Below are 17,023 nucleotides of genomic sequence, written 5' to 3' on the forward strand. Positions count from 1 at the left end.
CGATCAGGCAGGCTGGCGCAGGCAGGACAGCGCCCAGCCTTCGATGGCGGCGCGCTCGGGCGGCAGACGCTGCCAGGCCTCTCCGACGAACTCGCCCCAGGCGCCGAGCATGTCCTCGCGCACCGCGGTCAGGAGCGGTAGCCCGCTGAGGAAACCGGCGGCGATCTCGGCCCTCAGACCCTGGCCGAGCGCCTCCTGCTTGCCGAACTTGTTGATGATCAGCAGATCGACGGTGCCGTCGATCGCGCTCGCGACCGCCCCGCCGGCGGCGGCGAGCCCGGCAGCATCGAGCCGGCAGCCGGTCGCGCCGGCGCCGCGGTCCTCGCTGATCGCGAAAATCCGGCCGGAGGCGAGATCCTCCAGCACCATGCTGGCGCAGCCGCTGCTGCAATCGTCCTGATTATGCTGGACGACGCCACCGAGCCGAACCTCGCCCTGCCTGAGGCAGGCGGCGACCTCCGCCATCAACTCGTCGATGGGGAAGCCGGAAGCGTAGACGATCGCGGCAAGCGGAGTGGTCATGTCGACCTTTCATCTCACGGAATCCGGCCTTCGGCCAGTGGGCATTCGCCGCATCGGCCAGCATTTGCGCCGCCGAGATGCAGCGGCACTGTTGCACCGCACCTACAGTCGGCGGCGGCAACAAACGCTAAGGTAGCAAGGGCTGGCGCCGGCGAACCTTCCGGAGACGCGGCCTCGTGCTCGAACGCGTACCGCCGATGACCCGCCCGAACGCTCAGATCCCGCTCGATCCCGCCGCCTCCGCGGCGTTGCTGCTGCGCCGTATCGGCTTCGCGACGCTGGCGCTCGCCCTGCCGCTCGCATCGCTGGTCTCGCGCCGCGCCGCAGTGGTGCTGGCGCCGATCGGGGTCGTGCTGCTGGTCATCGCCGCGCTGATCGAGAACCCCTCCGAATTCGGCAACAATCTGAAGAGTTCGCTATCCGGCCTCGCCGGGCTGACATTGCTGGCGCTGGTGGCCTGGGCGGTGCTGTCGCTGGTCTGGAGCCCCTATACGGGCTCGGCCAGCGAGAAAGCGGGCAACCTCTTTCTTGCCGTGCTGCTCGGCTTTGCGGGTGCGGCGGCTCTGCCCGAACGGATGCGCGCCTCCAATCTCAATCTCGCCGCTCTCGGCACCGGGCTCGCGGCGCTGCTGGCGCTCGGCCTGCTGCTGACCGAGGCGCTGAGCCCGGCGGGCTCGCGTGCCGCCAACGAGGCCGGCAGCGTCGAGCGCGGCGTTAGCGTCGTGCTGATCATGTCCTGGCCCGCCCTGGCCTGGCTCTTGTCGCGCGAGCGCGGACTGACCGCGCTCGGCCTCGCTCTCGTCGTCGGCCTTCTGGCCTTGACGCGCTTCGAGGATGGCGAGGCGGCCGCCATGCTGTTCGGCGCCATCGCCTTCGGCGCGGTCAGTGCCGACCGGCGCGTCGGAGCCAGGCTGGTCGGCTGCGTCGTCGCGGGGCTGATGCTGCTCGCGCCGCTATTGCCCTTCCTGCTGGCGCCGGTCCTGCGGCTTTCGCCGAACGCCTTCAGCACGGTCGCCGTCGGGCTCGACATCTGGGCCGATATCATCTCGAGCCGACCGATCCAGCTCATCACCGGGCATGGGCTCGACACCGTGCTGCGCGGTCGCGTCACCGGCGCGCTGCCGCTGGAAGTGCCGACCACGATCCTGTTCGAAACCTGGTACGAGCTCGGGCTGGTCGGTGCGGCCACCGCGGCGCTCGCCCTGTATTTCGCCATCACCGCCGCCGGCCGCATGCCCGGCGCTCTCGCAGCGGGCGGCGTCGCGGCCTATGCCACCGCCTTCTCGCTGGCGGCGCTCGGCTTCGCCTCGTTCCAGACCTGGTGGCTGATGACGCTGACGGCCGTCGCCCTGCTCTTCACGGCGATCGCCCGCGGCCAGTACCGGACCGAGCGCCCCGTCGCGCCGCTCAGCCGGCGCCCGAAGGCGCCGAAACTGCCTGCTGGGCAGTAGCGCCGGAGCTGCCTCGTCATTCCGGGACAGGCCGAGAGGCCTGGGCCCGCAAGCCGGGAACATCAAGGTAGAGGACGGCGCACCGCGATCGCGGCACGCCGCCCTGGATCGTCGTGTTCATGGGTTCCGGGCTCGCTGCTTCGCGTCGCCCCGGAATGCCGAGGTGGTTCTTACCCCCCCTAAGCCGCCTCCCGGCCCCGGTTCACCGCATGGCAGGCGACGCCGTCGATGGCCGGCGGATTCTCGACCCGGCAGCGGTCGAAAACCAGCGGGCAGCGTGGGTGGAAGGTGCAGCCCGATGGCGGGCTGATCGGGTTCGGGATCTCGCCCTTCACCCCTTCGCGCGGCTTGCCGACCATGGCGAGATCCGGCACCGCATCGAGCAGCATCTTCGTGTAGGGATGGCGCGGCGCGGTGAAGAGCTGCTTGCCTTCGGAGACCTCGACGAGGCGGCCGAGATACATCACGCCGATCCGCGTCGCCATGTGCCGGACGACGGCGAGATTGTGCGAGATGAAGAGATAGGTCAGCCCGAATTTCTGCTGCAGATCGCGCATCAGGTTGAGGATCTGCGCCTGCACGGAGACGTCGAGTGCCGAGGTCGGCTCGTCGCAGACGATGAATTCGGCATTGGAGGCGAGCGCACGGGCGATCGCGATGCGCTGGCGCTGGCCGCCGGAGAATTCATGCGGGAACTTCTTGCCGTCGTCGGGATGCAGGCCGACGAGGCTGAGCAGTTCGCCGACACGGCCCTCGATCTCGCGATCCCCCTGGATCAGGTCGAAAGCACGGATCGGCTCCGCGATGATCCTGCCGACACGCCAGCGCGGGTTCAGCGAGGCATAAGGGTCCTGGAAGATCATCTGGATACGGCGGCGCAGGCGCTGGCGTTCCTGGGCGGCAGCAGGATCGGTCATCGAGACGCCGTCGATCGAGACGGTGCCGCCGGAGGGCGGCAGCAGGCCGACGACCATACGCGCCACGGTCGACTTGCCCGAGCCGGACTCGCCGACGAGCGCGAAGGTCTCGCCCTTGCGGATATCGAAGGACACGCCGTCGACCGCCTTGAGATATTGCTTCGGGGCGCTTTCGATCACCCGGTTGAGCCAGGGTTTGGAAACGTCGAAGACGCGCTTCAGGTCACGGACCTGGACATAAGGGGCCGAAGAGACGTCCTGGGTCACGCGGCGATCTCCGCTTTGTCAGTCGGGTTCTGGCCGTTCGGCGCCTTCGACTGGTCGTAGAGGTGGCAGGCGACCTGACGGCCGCCGACATCGATCAGCTCCGGCCGCTCGACGAAACAGCGGTCGAAGGCCTTCGAACAACGCGGATTGAAGGCGCAGCCCTTGGGGATGTTGGAAAGGCGCGGCATCGAGCCGGGAATCTGGACGAGCCGCTCGGCATCGCCTTCGATCGAGGGGATCGCGCCCATCAGCCCGACGGCATAGGGGTGGAGCGGCTGCTTGACCACGTCGCGGACCGGGCCGATCTCGGCGACGCGGCCGGCATACATCACCGCGACGCGGTCGGCGGTCTCGGCGATCACACCCATATCGTGGGTGACGAGCATCACCGAGGTGCCGCGCTCCTGACAGAGCCGCTTGATCAGGGCGATGATCTGGGCCTGGACGGAGACGTCAAGCGCCGTCGTCGGCTCGTCGGCGATGATGAACTCGGGTTCGGCGCAGAGGGCGAGCGCGATCACGACGCGCTGGCGCATGCCGCCCGAGAATTCGTGCGGATAGCCGTCGATGCGCTTGTCGGGCGCGGGAATGCCGACCTCGTCGAGCAAGGCGATGGCGCGTTTGCGGGCGTCGGCGGCATTGAGATCGGTATGGGTCTGGATCGTCTCGATCAATTGCTCGCCGACCCGGTAGAGCGGGTTGAGGCTGGTCAGCGGATCCTGAAAGATCATGCCGATGCGCTTGCCGCGGATCTTGCGCATCGCATCCGGCGGAAGATTGTCGACACGCTCGCCCGAGAGCAGGACCTGTCCGCCGGCGATCCGGCCGGGCGGATCGATCAGACCGATGATGGCCGATCCGGTCACCGACTTGCCGGCACCGGATTCGCCGACCACGCCGAGCACCTCACCACGGGCGACGTCGAACGAGACCTTGTCGAGGGCGCGCAAGGTGCCGCGCCGCGTCACGAACTCGACGGTCAGCTCGTTCACGGAAATGACGGGTTGGGTCATCGCTGCTCCGAAGGCCAGGACTTGAATAGGGTGCGGTTCATCTCTCACCTCAGCTTCGGATTGAGCGCGTCGCGGAGCCAATCACCGAAGAGATTGATCGACAGCGCGAGCAGGATCAGGACGAGCGAGGGGAACAGCAGGATCCACCACTCGCCCGAGAACAGGAATTGCTGGCCGAAGCGGATCAGCGTGCCGAGCGAGGGCTGGGTCGGCGGCATGCCGACGCCGAGGAAGGACAGGGTCGCCTCCTCGATCACGGCGAGCGCGAGATTGATCGTGGCGATGACCAGCACCGGGCCGGCGACATTGGGCAGGACGTGCTTCAGCATCACCGGCCAGGCCTTCAGCCCGATCAGCCGCGCCGCATCGACATAGACCTTGTTCTTCTCGACCAGGGTCGAGCCGCGCACGGTACGGGCATATTGCGCCCAGTTGGCGAGGCCGATGGCGATGACGAGGACGAACAGCGTCGCTTGTTCCTGCGCTGCCGGCGGAATCAGCCCGCGCGCCACGCCGAAGACCAGCAATGCCACCAGGATCGCCGGGAAGGAGAGCTGGATGTCGGCGATGCGCATGATCAGCGCCTCGGTGCGGCCGCCGACATAGCCGGCGACCAGGCCGAGGCCGACTCCGATGATCAGCGAGAAGACCACCGAGGCCGCCCCGACCAGCAGCGAAACACGCGAGCCATAGAGAATGGCCGAGAAGATGTCGCGTCCCTGGCCGTCCGAGCCGAGCCAGAACACCTTGCCGGTGATCTCGTTGGGCTGCATCGGCCGCGAGAACCCGTCGGAGAGGTCGAGTGAAGCCGGATCGAACGGATCATAAGGCGCGATCAGCGGCGCGAAGATCGCGGCCAGCACGAGCAGGAGCGCCATGATGCTCGCCACCACCGTGACCGGCGAGGAGCGGAAGGAATAGGCCAGATCGGAATCCCAGAACCGGGCGAGGCGGCTGGGCGGGATCACGGGCAGATGTTCGTCGCTCATCGCCGCCTCACTTCGCCGGAACCGCGGAGCCCGACCGCAGACGCGGATCGAGGGCGACATAGACCAGATCGACCAGGAGCGAGGTCACCACGAAGACGAAGGCGACGAAGAGCAGATAGGCCGACATCACCGGCACGTCGACGAACTGCACGGCGTTGACGAAGAGCGCGCCGAGCCCCGGCCACTGGAACACCGTCTCGGTGACGATGGCGAAGGCGATGACCCCGCCGAGCTGGAGGCCGGCGATGGTGATCACCGGGATCATGGTGTTGCGCAGAGCGTGGCGGAACTCGATGCGGCGCTCGGGAATGCCGCGGGCCCGGGCGAAGCGGATGAAATCGGCCCGCATCACCTCGAGCATCTCGGAGCGGACGAGACGCATGATCAAGGTGAGCTGCAGGAAGCCCAGCGTCAGCACCGGCATGACCAGCGACTTCAGGCCGCTCGTGGTCAGAAGCCCGGTCGACCACCAGCCGATCTGCACGGTGTCGCCGCGGCCGAAGGAGGGCAGCCAGCGCAACTCGACCGCGAAGATGTAGATCAGGCCGATGCCGATCAGGAAGGTCGGCAGGGAAACGCCGATCAGCGAAATCGACATGACGAGGTTGGCGAGCCAGCCGTCGCGGCGGATCGCGGCATAGACGCCGAAGGCGATGCCGACCACGAAGGCGAAGATCGCCGAGAGCACGGCGAGCTCGACCGTCGCCGGCAGGCGCTCGATGATCAGCGATGAGACTTTGCGGCCCTGGCGATAGGAGATGCCGAAATCGCCCTGCGCCGCATCGGCGATGAAGCGGGCGAACTGCACGGGCACGGGATCGTTGAGGCCGAGGCGCTGCGTCAGCTCGGCGCGGTCCTGCAGCGTCGCCTCCTGGCCGAGCATGTTGACCACGGGATCGCCGACGAAGCGGAACATCGAGAAGGCGATGAAGGCGACGGCGACCATCACCACCAGCCCCTGCATCAGCGAGCGCAGGATATAGGCGAGCATAGCGCCTTACTTTCCAAACACCGGAGGAAAACCAAGGTTTCGCGCCGTCATCCCGGCCAAGGCGCCGAGATCCGCCATAGAGCGTTCCGTTCTACGATGGATCCCGGAGCTGCGCGGCTTCACCGCTTCTCCGGGACGACGGCAAGGGTTCACAAGCCCTCCTCCCAGACCGCTACGAGCCCTTGAACGAGACCATCTTCAACTTGGGCTGGTTCTGAACGTCGACGGGCACGTCCACCGTCGAGTTCATGCCGTAGCTGAGCGTCTGATGGTGGATCGGCAGGTAGATCGTCTCGTCCTTCACCTTCGCCCAGATCTTGGCGATGGCGGCGTCGCGCTTGGCGATGTCGATCTCCTTGGAGAGCGACTGGATCTGCGCATCGATCTCCTTGTCGGAGTAGCCGGTCGCGTTCCAGCTGCCCTGCGAGCCGGTGCGGCTATGGTACATGTAGGAGAACACATAGTCGCTGTCGAAGGTCGGAACGCCCCAGCCGACGAGGTAGAACTCGGTCTCCGGCGGGTTCTTCTGGATCAGGTTGAAGTGGATCGACTTCGACTGCGAGACCAGGTTCACCTTGACGCCGATCTGGCCGAACATGCCGACGGCCGCCTGGCAGATGCCCTCATCATTGATGTAGCGATCGTTCGGGCAATGCAGCGTCACCGAGAAACCATTGGGGTAGCCGGCCTCGGCGAGCAGCGCCTTGGCCTTGGCGACATCGGTCGCCGGCGCAGCGTCGAGCTCCTTGGTCCAGCCATTGGCGAAGGGCGGCAGGATGATGCCGGTCGGGATCGACTCACCGCGCATCACGACGCGCTGGATGGCCTGGCGGTTGAGCGCCATGTTCATCGCCTGGCGGACGCGCTTGTCGGCGAAGGGGTTCTTGCCCTCGACATTGTCGCCCTTAAGGTCCTTCGACGCGACGTCCATGCCGAAGAAGATCGTGCGGTTCTCGGGTCCGGTGGTGACGCGGACCTTGGGCTGGCTCTTCAGCCGGGCGATGTCCTGCACCGGCACGTCCTGGACGAGGTCGACCTCGCCCGAGAGCAGCGCCGCGATGCGCGTCGCATCCTGCTTGATCGGGACATAGGTGAGCTCGGTGATCTCGAGCGGCACCTTCGCCTTGGCCCAGTAATTGTCGTTGCGCTTCATCACCGTCTTCACGTCGGATTCACGCGAGACGAGGATGAAGGGGCCGGTGCCGTTGGCGTTGCGGACGGCGTAATTCTCTTCCTTGTTCTTGAAGTCCTGCGCCTTGGTGGCGTTGTTCTTCTCCGCCCAGGCCTTGCTCATGATGCGGATGGCGGAGGTGTTGTTGACCAGGAGCGGGTTCGGCCCCTTGGTCTTGATCCGGACGGTGAAGTCGTCGACCTTCGAGACCTTCTCGACCGAGGTCAGATAGCCCTTGAAGTCCGAAGTCGGCTGCATGGCGCGCTCATAGGAGAACACCACGTCGTCGGCGGTGAAGGGCGAGCCGTCATGGAACTTGACGCCCTCCTGCAGCTTGAACTCCCAGATCGTCGGATCGTCCGGCAGCACCTTCCAGGACGAGGCGAGCAGCGGATGCAGCTTGCCGGCATGGTCGCGCTCGGTCAGGCCTTCATACATCTGCTGGTTGACCGTGGTGGTCAGGCCCTCATTCTGGCCATGCGGATCGATGGTCAGGGCATCGCCGGCCGAGGCCCATTTCAGCGGCCTCGCCTCGGCGGCGCCGAGCGCCAGCGCCGAGACCCCGATCAGTGCGGCAGCGACGGCAAACATACGCGGTTTCATCGTAGAGAACCTCCCGGTCGCGGCCCTGCTCCAAGGCCGGTGAAGGGCGAGATGTTAGGGCTGGGCCCCTTGTCTGTCACGGGTCTAATCTGCGCGCAGCACATGGCGGAAAGTGGCACTTGCCTGTCTCGTAGGCACCGCGCGCAGAAGGTTTCGCCTCATCGCAGCCTCGGATTGAGGGCATCGCGCAGCCAGTCGCCGAGCAGGTTCACAGCGAGCACCAGGATCGCCAGCGTCAGGCCCGGAAAGGCGACGATCCACCAGTCGCCCGAGAACAGGTAGCGGTTGCCGATCGAGATCAGCGTGCCCAGCGAGGGCTGGGTCGGCGGCAGGCCGACGCCGAGAAAGGACAGGGTCGCCTCGGTGATCACGGCAAGCGCGAGATTGATGGTGAGGATGACCAGCACCGGGCCGATCACGTTCGGCAAGACATGGCGCAGCATGATCAGCGGCGCCGGCAACCCGACGAGCCGTGCCGCCTGGACATAGTCCTTGTTGCGTTCGACCAGGGTCGAGCCGCGGATGGTGCGGGCATATTGCACCCAGAAGCTGAGGCCGATCGAGATCACCAGCACATAGAGCGCCGTGTCCTCGCGGTTGGCGCCCTGGAAGATGCCGCGCACGACGCCGTCGATCAGCAGGGCGATCAGGATCGCCGGGAAGGTGAGCTGCACGTCGGCGATGCGCATGATCAGCGAGTCGACCCGGCCACCGAAATAGCCGGCGAGCAGACCGAGCGTGATGCCGATCGTCGCCGCCAGCGCCACGCCGAGGCCTCCGACGATCAGCGAGACGCGCAGCCCGTAGAGGATCGCCGAATAGAGATCCCGACCCTGGTCGTCGGTGCCGAAGATGAACTTCGGATCGCCACCGGCCTGCCAGGCCGGCGGAATATTGGCATCGGAGAGGAAGACGCTGGCCGGATCGAAGGGGTTGGTCGGCGCGATCCAGGGCGAGAAGGCAGCGCCGATGAACATGACGAGCACGATCACGGCGGCGACCATCGTCACCTTGGAGCGCAGGAAGCTGGCAAGGATGTCGCTGTCGAGGATGCGGGCCCAGAGCGAGGGCGGCTCGCTCGACGGGGCGGCGGGAGTAGAGGGCGGGGTCTGGGCGGCCATGGCTTTGTCTCCCGCCTTCAATGCGCGCCGACCGTCGCGCGCAGGCGCGGGTCGACCGCGGCGTAGAGCAGGTCGACGATCAGGTTGATGGTGACGAAGAGGAACGAGATCAGGATCAGATAGGCCGCCATGATCGGGATATCGACCTGCTGAACCGCCTTCAGGAAGAGCAGGCCCATGCCCGGCCACTGGAACACCGTCTCGGTGATGATGGCGAAGGCGATGATCGAGCCGAGCTGGAGGCCGGCGATGGTGATGACCGGTACCAAGGTGTTCTTCAGGGCGTGACCGAAATGGATGGCGCGGGTCTTGAGGCCGCGCGCCCTCGCGAACTTGATGTAGTCGGTGCGCAGCACCTCCAGCATCTCGGCCCGGACGAGGCGCATGATCAGCGTCATCTGGAACAGGCCGAGCGTGATCGAAGGCAGGATCAGCGCCTTCCAGCCCGAGGCCGTGAGCAGGCCGGTAGTCCACCAGTTGCCGATCTTGACGACCTCGCCGCGCCCGAAGGAGGGCAGCCAGCCGAGCGTCACCGAGAACAGGTAGATCAAAAGGATGCCGATCAGGAAGGTCGGCAGGCTGATGCCGATGAGCGAGACGGCCTGGAACAGCTTGGCGAGCCAGCTGTCGCGGCGCAGCGCCGTGTAGACGCCCATGGGTATGCCGACGAGCAGCGAGAACAGCGCCGACATGAAGGCGAGCTCCAGCGTCGCCGGGGCGCGCTCGCCGAGCAGCATGATCACCGGCAGGCGGAACTGGTAGGAGACGCCGAATTCGAGCCGCGCCGCATTGTAGATATAGCGCGCGAACTGGACGACGACCGGCTCGTCTAGCCCGAGCGATTTGCGGATCTGCGCGACCTGCTCCTGGGGCGTATCGAGCGAGACGAGCTGGTTCACCGGGTCGCCGACGAAGCGGAACATGGCGAAGGCGATCAGCGCCACCGCCAGCATGACGAGAAGCGACTGGAACAACCGACGCAGAATGAATGCGAGCATGATCGCCTTGGTTCTTTAAACGCGAAACCCGTCGGTACCGGCGAGCCGGACAGCTCTCCGTCACCGATACGCGTCGTCACCCCGGAAACAGCAAAGCCGGAATCCGGGGCTCCATCGTGGAGCGCAACGCCCCCGATCGATCCCGGATCGACACGGCTACGCCGCTTGTCCGGATGACGGCGCGGGTGAGTCGACGGGAAGAACGGTGCGCGGCCTAGGCCGCGCACCGCACGCCGTCACTCCTTGGTGGCGTAATAGAGCAGCACCGAATTGTCGGCGCGCTGAGCGAGCTTGACCTTCTTCGACACGCCCCAGGCCAGCGCCTGCTGGTGCAGCGGGATGTAGCCGAACTCGTCGACCGAGATCTTGTAGGCTTCCTTGATCATCGCGTCGCGCTTGGCGGTGTCGGACTCGACAAGGATCTTGTCGGTCAGCTCGTCGACCTTCTTGTTGCAGTAATTGCCGAGATTCGACTCGCCGCGCGAGGAGCCGGCGACATCGCGGCAGCCGATGATGTCGTGCAGGACGTTGTGGCTGTCGAAGGTGCCGGGCGTCCAGCCGAGCAGGTAGAACGAGGTCTTGTAGCCACCGGACTTCAGCACCTTGGCGAAGTACTGGCCCTTGGGCTGGGCATTCAAGTTCACCTTGATGCCGGCGCGCGCCAGCATGCCGACCACGGCCTGGCAGATCTGGCCGTCATTGACGTAGCGGTCGTTCGGGCAGTCCATGCCGACCTCGAAGCCGTTCGGATAGCCGGCTTCCGCCAAGAGCTTCTTCGAGGCTTCGGTGTCGAACTTGGCGCGGGTGAAGCCGGCATGCGGGAACAGCTCCGGCGCGATCATCAGGGCCGAGGGCGTCGAGAGACCACGCATGACGCGGCTCTTGATCGTCTCGATGTCGATCGCCTGGAAGAAGGCCTGGCGAACGCGGACATCCTTGAAGGGATTCTTGCCCTTGACGCTGGATTCCAGCAGCTCGTCACGGGTCTGGTCCATGCCGAGGAAGATGGTGCGCAGCTCCGGCCCGGTCAGGACCTGGGCGTTGCCCGAGGCGTTGACGCGCTGGATGTCCTGGATCGGAACCGGCTCGATCACGTCGACCTCGCCGGAGAGCAGGGCCGCGACGCGCGTCGCATCCGAGGCGATCGGCGTGAAGACGATCTCCTTGATGTTGCCCTCGATCTTCTTCCAGTAGTTCTCGTTGAGCTTGAAGACGGTCTTCACGCCCGGCTGGTGGCTCTCGATCTTGTAGGGGCCGGTGCCGTTGGCGTTCAACGAGGCGTGGCTCGGCGTGGTCGCGGCGGCCGGCGTCGGGGCGACGGCGTTGTTCGCCTCCGCCCACTTCTTCGACATGATGTACCAAGTGTCCCACTGCGCGTTCAGGATCGGGTTCGCGGCGGTCAGGATCACGTCGACGGTGTGGTCGTCGACCTTGACGAACTTGGCGCTGGTCGGGACGCGGGTGGTGAAGTTGGAACCCTGCGAGCGGACGCGCTCGGCCGAGAAGATCACGTCGTCGGCGGTGAAATCCTCGCCGCCATGGAACTTCACGTTCTTGCGCAGATAGAAGCGCCACTTCAGGCCGTCGGGGGAGATCTCCCACTTCTCGGCAAGGGCGGGCTCGATCTTGAGATCCTTGCCGCGCGCCGTCAGCCCTTCATAGGGGTGACCGAGATGGGCGTTGGTGGTGGTCTCGTTGACGGTATACGGGTCGAGCGACTTCAACTCGCCCTGGTTGGCATAGCGCAGCGTCTGCGCCTGGGCCGTACCGCACATCAGAGCCAGCGCCGCTACGGCCGCCAGGCAATGGGTCTTGAAGGACATGAAGAGCGTTCTCCCGATTTGTTGTTACCGCTCCTCCCCAGGAGCGGGATCCGGATCGCCGCACAGACTGGCGACGATCCGAGGAAGACGGCAGATTAGAGGTGCTTCGAAGCCCGCGTCCAGTGTGCGCCGCACGCTTCGCCCCGGATCGAATTTTATTGCGAAACGAAACTTCACAACGCACGTTCATGCGAGCCTGCGGTCACTTTCCCGCGCAAACGCGCCTCGCCTTGCGTTCTCAGCGGGCCAGATCCGCGATCAGCGCACGAACGAACGCGGTTCCGGCGTCGAGCTGGGCGACGGTGATGAACTCGTCCGGCTGGTGCGCCTGGGCGATGTCGCCGGGGCCACAGACCACTGTCGACCAGCCCGCCGCCTGGAACAGCCCGCCCTCGGTGCCATAGGCCACGACATGGCTGCCATTATCGCCGGTGAGGCGACGCGCCAGCCCTTCGGCCGCGCCCTCCTTCTCCGGCGCGAGCGGCGGCGTGTAGGAGGTGATCTCCATGGCGATGCCGGTCTCCGGCGCGATCGCCTTCATCGGCCCCTCGAGCTCGGCCATCCTCGCGCGATAGCGGGCGACATAGTCGCTGTCGTCGCCCGGCATGACGCGGACCTCGTGGCTGAAGGCGCAATGCTCGGCGGTGATGTTGACCGCCGTGCCGCCCTCGACGACGCCGACATGCAGCGTCGAGTAAGGCGGCTCGAAGGGAACGCCCGGCTGCACCTTGGCCTTGTTCTCCTCCATGACCTCGTCATGCCAGGCGATCAGCTTGCCGGCGACCATCACGGCGGGCACGCCGATGTCGACGCGGCTGGAATGCACGGCATGGCCGCGCACCGTGGTCTTCATCCGGGTGCCACCCTTGTGGCCGGTGACGACCTGCATCATCGAGGGCTCGCCGACGATCACCGCCGAAGGCTTGACCCCGGCGGCCGCCATGGCGTCGATCAGATAGCGGGCGCCGATGCAGCCGACCTCCTCGTCATAGGACAGGGCGATATGGACGGGCCGCTTCAGCCCGGCGGCCAGCATCTCCGGCACCAGGGCGAGCGCGATGGCGTCGAAGCCCTTCATATCGCAGCTGCCGCGCCCATAGAGCTTGCCGTCGCGCTCGGTCAGCGTCCACGGGTCCGAGCTCCAGTCCTGCCCCTCGACGGGGACGACATCGGTATGGCCGGAAAGGACGACCCCGCCATCCGCCTTGGGGCCGATGGTGGCGTAGAGATTGGCCTTGAAGCCATCCGGGCTCGGCACGATCGAGCTCTCGACACCATGGGCCGCAAGGTAGTCGCGGCAGAAATGGATCAGTTCGACATTGCTGCGCTGCGATTCGGTGTTGAACGAGACCAGCTTGGCCAGCATTTCCTTCGGGGTGTAACGCACGGGCAGATTTCTCCAGGGACTGGCCGATAGGCATGAGCCGAGAGGCAGGCTACGCCGGCACCGCGCAAGGTCAATTGCCGGCAATGGCTCGCCGGCGCCCGTGCGAACGCATGACGGCCGCCCTCGGGCACCGCCCGAAATGCCATGGCCATGCGCGCGCCGCGCTTGACCCGGCCGGGCGCGGCGCGCTGTTGTGCCGACCGAGCAACGTCCTCTCGTGAGTCCGCCATGTCCTTCGACGTCACCCTCGCCGACATCCAGGCCGCCGCCAGCCGCATCGCCGGCAAGGTCAGGCGGACGCCGACCTTCCTCAGCGCCGGCCTGTCCGAGCGGCTCGGCGTCGAGACCGTGGTCAAGGTCGAGAGCCTGCAGCTCGCCGGCTCGTTCAAGGTACGCGGCTGCTACAACAAGCTGCTCGGCCTCTCGGATGCGGAAAAGGCCCGCGGCGTCGTCACCGTCTCCGGCGGCAACCACGCCATCGCCGTCTCGCTGGTGTCGAGCCTGCTCGGCATCAAGGCGCTGGTGCTGATGCCGAAGAACGTCGCGCCGCTGAACATCCGCCTGACCAAGGAAGCGGGCGGCGAGGTCGAGCTCTGCGAGGATTCGATCGCCGCCTTCGCCAAGGCCGAGGAATACGAAGCCAAGGGTATGACCAATGTCCATTCCTATGATGACCCTGCGATCATCGCCGGCCATGGCACGGTCGGCCTCGAACTCGCGGCGGACGCCGGCGGCCGGCTCGACCATGTCTTCATCTCGATCGGCGGCGGCGGTTTCTCTGCCGGTGTCGGGGCGGCGCTGAAGGGGCTCGACCCTGCGGTGCGCATCCACGGCGTCGAAACCGAGGGCGCGACGACGATGACGCAGGCGCTCGCAGCCGGAAAGCCGGTGCCGATCCGCCCGACCTCGATCGCCCGCACGCTCGGCGCTCCCTTCGCCACCGAGCGGACGATGGCGGCGGCCCGGGATTTCCTCGAGGAGATCGTGCTGGTGCCGGATGCGGACGCCGTGCGCGAATTGCTCTGGGTGCTGCAGAACGGCCGCGTCCTGCTCGAGCCGGCCGCCTCCTGCACGGTCGCAGCAGCGCTGGCGCGCAAGGACAGCTTCAAGCCGGGCGACCGCGTCGCGCTGGTCCTGTGCGGCTCCAATGTCGCGCTGGAGGACATCGAGAGCTGGCGCCAGCAGTTCGGGCTCTGAAACGACTTAAAGCCGGGAGCCCAGGCGCTCGTCGTGCTCCCTGCACGATCGTCAGGGAACGACGACGCCGCGGGCCCGCCCGCCAGCGACACGGCAGGAGCACCCGCCGCCGAGTTCGGCTGGATTGATCAGCTGGCAGGTCCGGACCGGCGTGCGGCAATAGCCGCCGATTCCTGACGAGATCGGCGCCGCATAGACCGGTGCAGCGTAATAGGGCCGCGCATAATAGGGCCCGCCGTAATAGTCGCCGCCATAGTAGCCGGGCGTGTCGTAGTAGTAGGACGAGCCATAATAGGGATAGGTCGCGGCGGCCCCGATGAGCGCCCCGGCAGCCAGCGCCCCGGCGCCCCAGCCCCAGTAATTGTTGTAGTAACCGCGGCGCCAATAGGCGGGCCGGCCATAATAGCCGCCGCCATACCCGCGGGCCGGCCGATAGCCCCAGCCGACCCCACCCCGATAGAAGCCGCTACCGCGATAGACAGAGCCCCGATAGCCTCCGAAACCCGCTCCGGCGAAGCCGCGGCCACCATAGCCGAAACCGCCGCCTCGCACGCCGCCGCCATGGACCGCCCTGTCGCTCAGGGCCTGTGCCGGCGCGTCATCGACCATGAAGCTCGAAAAGAACACTAAAGAAGCGGCGAGAACGATCAGGCGGCGCATGGCGGCCTCCCATTCAAAGCGATGGCTATTCAGCCGGAACGCACGAAGACGACGCGCGTTCCATCCTCTCGAAAGCGCTGCCGAAAGCTCGGAAGCAACCCCCGAACTCAGCGACGATACTGCTCTTCCGTAACGTGATCCAGCCATTTGACGGTCTCGCCGTCGAGGCGCTCCTGCAGGGCGATATGGCTCATCGCGGTCGCCGCAGTGGCGCCGTGCCAATGCCTTTCGCCGGGCGGGAACCAGACCACATCGCCGGCCCTGATCTCCTCGACCGGCCCGCCTTCGCGCTGTGCCCAGCCGCAGCCGGCGGTGACGATCAAGGTCTGGCCAAGCGGGTGCGTGTGCCAGGCCGTGCGCGCGCCCGGCTCGAAGGTGACGTGCGCGGTGGCGATGCGCGCGGGATCCGGCGGATTGAACAACGGGTCGATCCGGACCTGGCCGGTGAAGTATTCCGCCGGGCCCTTGCCCGAAGGCTGCGATCCGCTTCGCTTGATTTCCATGACGTCCTCGCTAATTCGCGGCGCCTCTCGCGAGCGCCCCGACAGGCCGGACATCCAAGGACCGACGGCCGCCGGGATCAAGCGGATTGCGTGGTGCCGCCATTCGCGCGCTTCTTCCCCCTCATGCCGCAATCGGCTTGGACAGGGTGCGCCCGCTCGCGCTAGCTTGCCGCACCAGGCAACCCGATTTCTGTGAAGTTGCCGCCAACGGCCCGAGGATACGATGCCCAAATCCGAACTCATCGCGGCGATCGAGCCCGAGATCACGGCGATCCGTCGCGATTTCCATCGCCATCCCGAGCTGCTCTTCGATGTGAACCGCACCGCCGGCATCGTCGCCGACAAGCTCCGGGAATGGGGGGTCGACGAGGTCGTCACCGGCATCGGGCGTACCGGCGTCGTCGGCGTGATCAAGGGCAAGGGCCAGGGCTCCGGCAAGGTCATCGGCCTGCGCGCCGACATGGATGCGCTGCCGATCCATGAGGAAACCAATCTCGAGCACCGCTCGACCGTGCCCGGCAAGATGCATGCCTGCGGCCATGACGGCCATACCGCCATGCTGCTCGGCGCCGCAAAATACCTGGCGCAGACCCGCGATTTCGACGGCACCGCTATCATGATCTTCCAGCCGGCCGAGGAAGGCGGCGGCGGCGGCAAGGAGATGTGCAAGGACGGGCTGATGGAGCGCTTCGGCGTGCAGGAGGTCTACGGGCTGCACAACATGCCGGGCCTGCCGATCGGCCAGTTCGCGATCCGCAAGGGGCCGATGATGGCCGCGGCCGACCGCTTCCTGCTCAAGCTCGAGGGCCGCGGCGGCCATGCCGCCAAGCCGAACGAGACGGTCGACCCGCTGGTCGGCGCCTGCCAGCTCGTCTCCTCGCTGCAGACCATCGCCTCGCGCAATGCCGACCCGCTCGATTCCGTGGTCGTCTCGGTGACGGCGCTGCAGGCCGGCGAGGCCTTCAACGTCATCCCGCAACATGTCGTGATCAAGGGCACGGTGCGCTCGCTCTCGCCGGAGATGCGCGACCTCGCCGAGAAGCGCTTCCGCGAGATCGTCGCCGGCACGGCCCAGGCTTTCGGCCTGAGCTTCGAGATCGAATACGAGCGCGGCTATCCGGTGACCTTCAACCATGCCGGCCAGACCGATTTCGTCACCAGCGCGACGAAAAACGTCTTCGGCAAGGAGGCGATCGACACCGAGGTGCCGCCGACCATGGGCTCGGAGGATTTCTCCTTCATGCTCGAGGAGCGGCCCGGCGCCTATATCTTCATGGGCAATGGCGACTCCGCCGGGCTGCACCACCCGGCCTATGAGTTCAACGACAAGGCGCTGCCGGTCGGCATGACCTATTGGGCGAGCCTGGTCGAGATCGCCATGCCGCAGCGGGCGGGCTGAGCACGGATCGC

15 protein-coding genes are annotated in these 17,023 nt (G+C 66.5%); 3 read left to right on the forward strand and 12 right to left on the reverse strand.

Annotation, left to right across the window (positions count from 1 at the left end; all coding sequences use genetic code 11):
* Positions 1 to 3 precede the first annotated feature (3 nt).
* A complete protein-coding gene (locus AC3RCC_RS22555) occupies positions 4 to 522 on the reverse strand; it encodes a DUF2478 domain-containing protein (protein ID WP_291637280.1) in 519 nt (172 codons plus the stop codon).
* Positions 523 to 698: 176 nt separating this feature from the next.
* On the opposite strand from AC3RCC_RS22555, the gene AC3RCC_RS22560 reads away from it, so the two are divergent.
* On the forward strand, positions 699 to 1,973 hold the full coding sequence (locus tag AC3RCC_RS22560) for a peptide ABC transporter permease (protein WP_291637282.1): 1,275 nt from the start codon (positions 699 to 701) through the stop codon (positions 1,971 to 1,973).
* A 179-nt stretch (positions 1,974 to 2,152) separates the two neighbouring features.
* Here AC3RCC_RS22560 and AC3RCC_RS22565 read toward each other — a convergent pair whose 3' ends face one another.
* The 9 genes from AC3RCC_RS22565 to argE all read right to left on the reverse strand — a co-directional run bounded on the left by AC3RCC_RS22565 (position 2,153) and on the right by argE (position 13,253).
* Positions 2,153 to 3,157, reverse strand: coding sequence for an ABC transporter ATP-binding protein (locus tag AC3RCC_RS22565; RefSeq protein ID WP_291644802.1), 1,005 nt, complete (start codon positions 3,155 to 3,157; stop codon positions 2,153 to 2,155).
* Positions 3,154 to 4,170: an ABC transporter ATP-binding protein gene (locus AC3RCC_RS22570; protein WP_291637286.1), complete on the reverse strand. Its 1,017-nt coding sequence runs from the start codon at positions 4,168 to 4,170 to the stop codon at positions 3,154 to 3,156. The genes AC3RCC_RS22565 and AC3RCC_RS22570 overlap by 4 nt, the downstream gene beginning before the upstream one ends.
* A 44-nt stretch (positions 4,171 to 4,214) precedes the next feature.
* Positions 4,215 to 5,159: an ABC transporter permease gene (locus tag AC3RCC_RS22575; RefSeq protein ID WP_291637288.1), complete on the reverse strand. Its 945-nt coding sequence runs from the start codon at positions 5,157 to 5,159 to the stop codon at positions 4,215 to 4,217.
* A gap of 7 nt (positions 5,160 to 5,166) precedes the next feature.
* On the reverse strand, positions 5,167 to 6,150 hold the full coding sequence (locus AC3RCC_RS22580; RefSeq protein WP_291644796.1) for an ABC transporter permease: 984 nt from the start codon (positions 6,148 to 6,150) through the stop codon (positions 5,167 to 5,169).
* A 172-nt stretch (positions 6,151 to 6,322) separates the two neighbouring features.
* Positions 6,323 to 7,924, reverse strand: a complete 1,602-nt coding sequence (locus AC3RCC_RS22585; protein WP_291637292.1) for an ABC transporter substrate-binding protein — start codon at positions 7,922 to 7,924, stop codon at positions 6,323 to 6,325.
* Positions 7,925 to 8,082: 158 nt separating this feature from the next.
* Positions 8,083 to 9,045 carry an ABC transporter permease gene (locus tag AC3RCC_RS22590; protein ID WP_291637295.1) on the reverse strand — a complete coding sequence of 321 codons (963 nt, stop codon included), beginning with the start codon at positions 9,043 to 9,045 and terminating at the stop codon, positions 8,083 to 8,085.
* Positions 9,046 to 9,062: 17 nt separating this feature from the next.
* Positions 9,063 to 10,043, reverse strand: coding sequence for an ABC transporter permease (locus AC3RCC_RS22595; RefSeq protein WP_291637297.1), 981 nt, complete (start codon positions 10,041 to 10,043; stop codon positions 9,063 to 9,065).
* A 236-nt stretch (positions 10,044 to 10,279) separates the two neighbouring features.
* On the reverse strand, positions 10,280 to 11,866 hold the full coding sequence (locus AC3RCC_RS22600) for an ABC transporter substrate-binding protein (RefSeq protein WP_465247497.1): 1,587 nt from the start codon (positions 11,864 to 11,866) through the stop codon (positions 10,280 to 10,282).
* Positions 11,867 to 12,104: 238 nt separating this feature from the next.
* Positions 12,105 to 13,253, reverse strand: coding sequence for an acetylornithine deacetylase (gene argE, locus AC3RCC_RS22605; RefSeq protein WP_492256651.1), 1,149 nt, complete (start codon positions 13,251 to 13,253; stop codon positions 12,105 to 12,107).
* A gap of 228 nt (positions 13,254 to 13,481) precedes the next feature.
* On the opposite strand from argE, the gene AC3RCC_RS22610 reads away from it, so the two are divergent.
* Positions 13,482 to 14,450 (forward strand): threonine ammonia-lyase, encoded by a 969-nt coding sequence (locus tag AC3RCC_RS22610; RefSeq protein ID WP_291637300.1) that lies wholly within the window; start codon positions 13,482 to 13,484, stop codon positions 14,448 to 14,450.
* A gap of 51 nt (positions 14,451 to 14,501) precedes the next feature.
* Here AC3RCC_RS22610 and AC3RCC_RS22615 read toward each other — a convergent pair whose 3' ends face one another.
* Together AC3RCC_RS22615 and AC3RCC_RS22620 are read right to left on the reverse strand one after the other, a co-directional pair.
* Entirely contained in the window at positions 14,502 to 15,110 is a 609-nt protein-coding gene (locus AC3RCC_RS22615) for a hypothetical protein (RefSeq protein ID WP_492256652.1), read from the reverse strand.
* A 107-nt stretch (positions 15,111 to 15,217) separates the two neighbouring features.
* Positions 15,218 to 15,613: a (R)-mandelonitrile lyase gene (locus AC3RCC_RS22620; protein ID WP_291637302.1), complete on the reverse strand. Its 396-nt coding sequence runs from the start codon at positions 15,611 to 15,613 to the stop codon at positions 15,218 to 15,220.
* 223 nt (positions 15,614 to 15,836) lie between these two features.
* Here AC3RCC_RS22620 and AC3RCC_RS22625 point away from each other — a divergent pair, with 223 nt between their 5' ends.
* A complete protein-coding gene (locus AC3RCC_RS22625) occupies positions 15,837 to 17,012 on the forward strand; it encodes a M20 aminoacylase family protein (RefSeq protein ID WP_291637304.1) in 1,176 nt (391 codons plus the stop codon).
* Positions 17,013 to 17,023: the final 11 nt, after the last annotated feature.

It is taken from the genome of Allobosea sp. GW823-FHT01F03 (assembly GCF_058798075.1).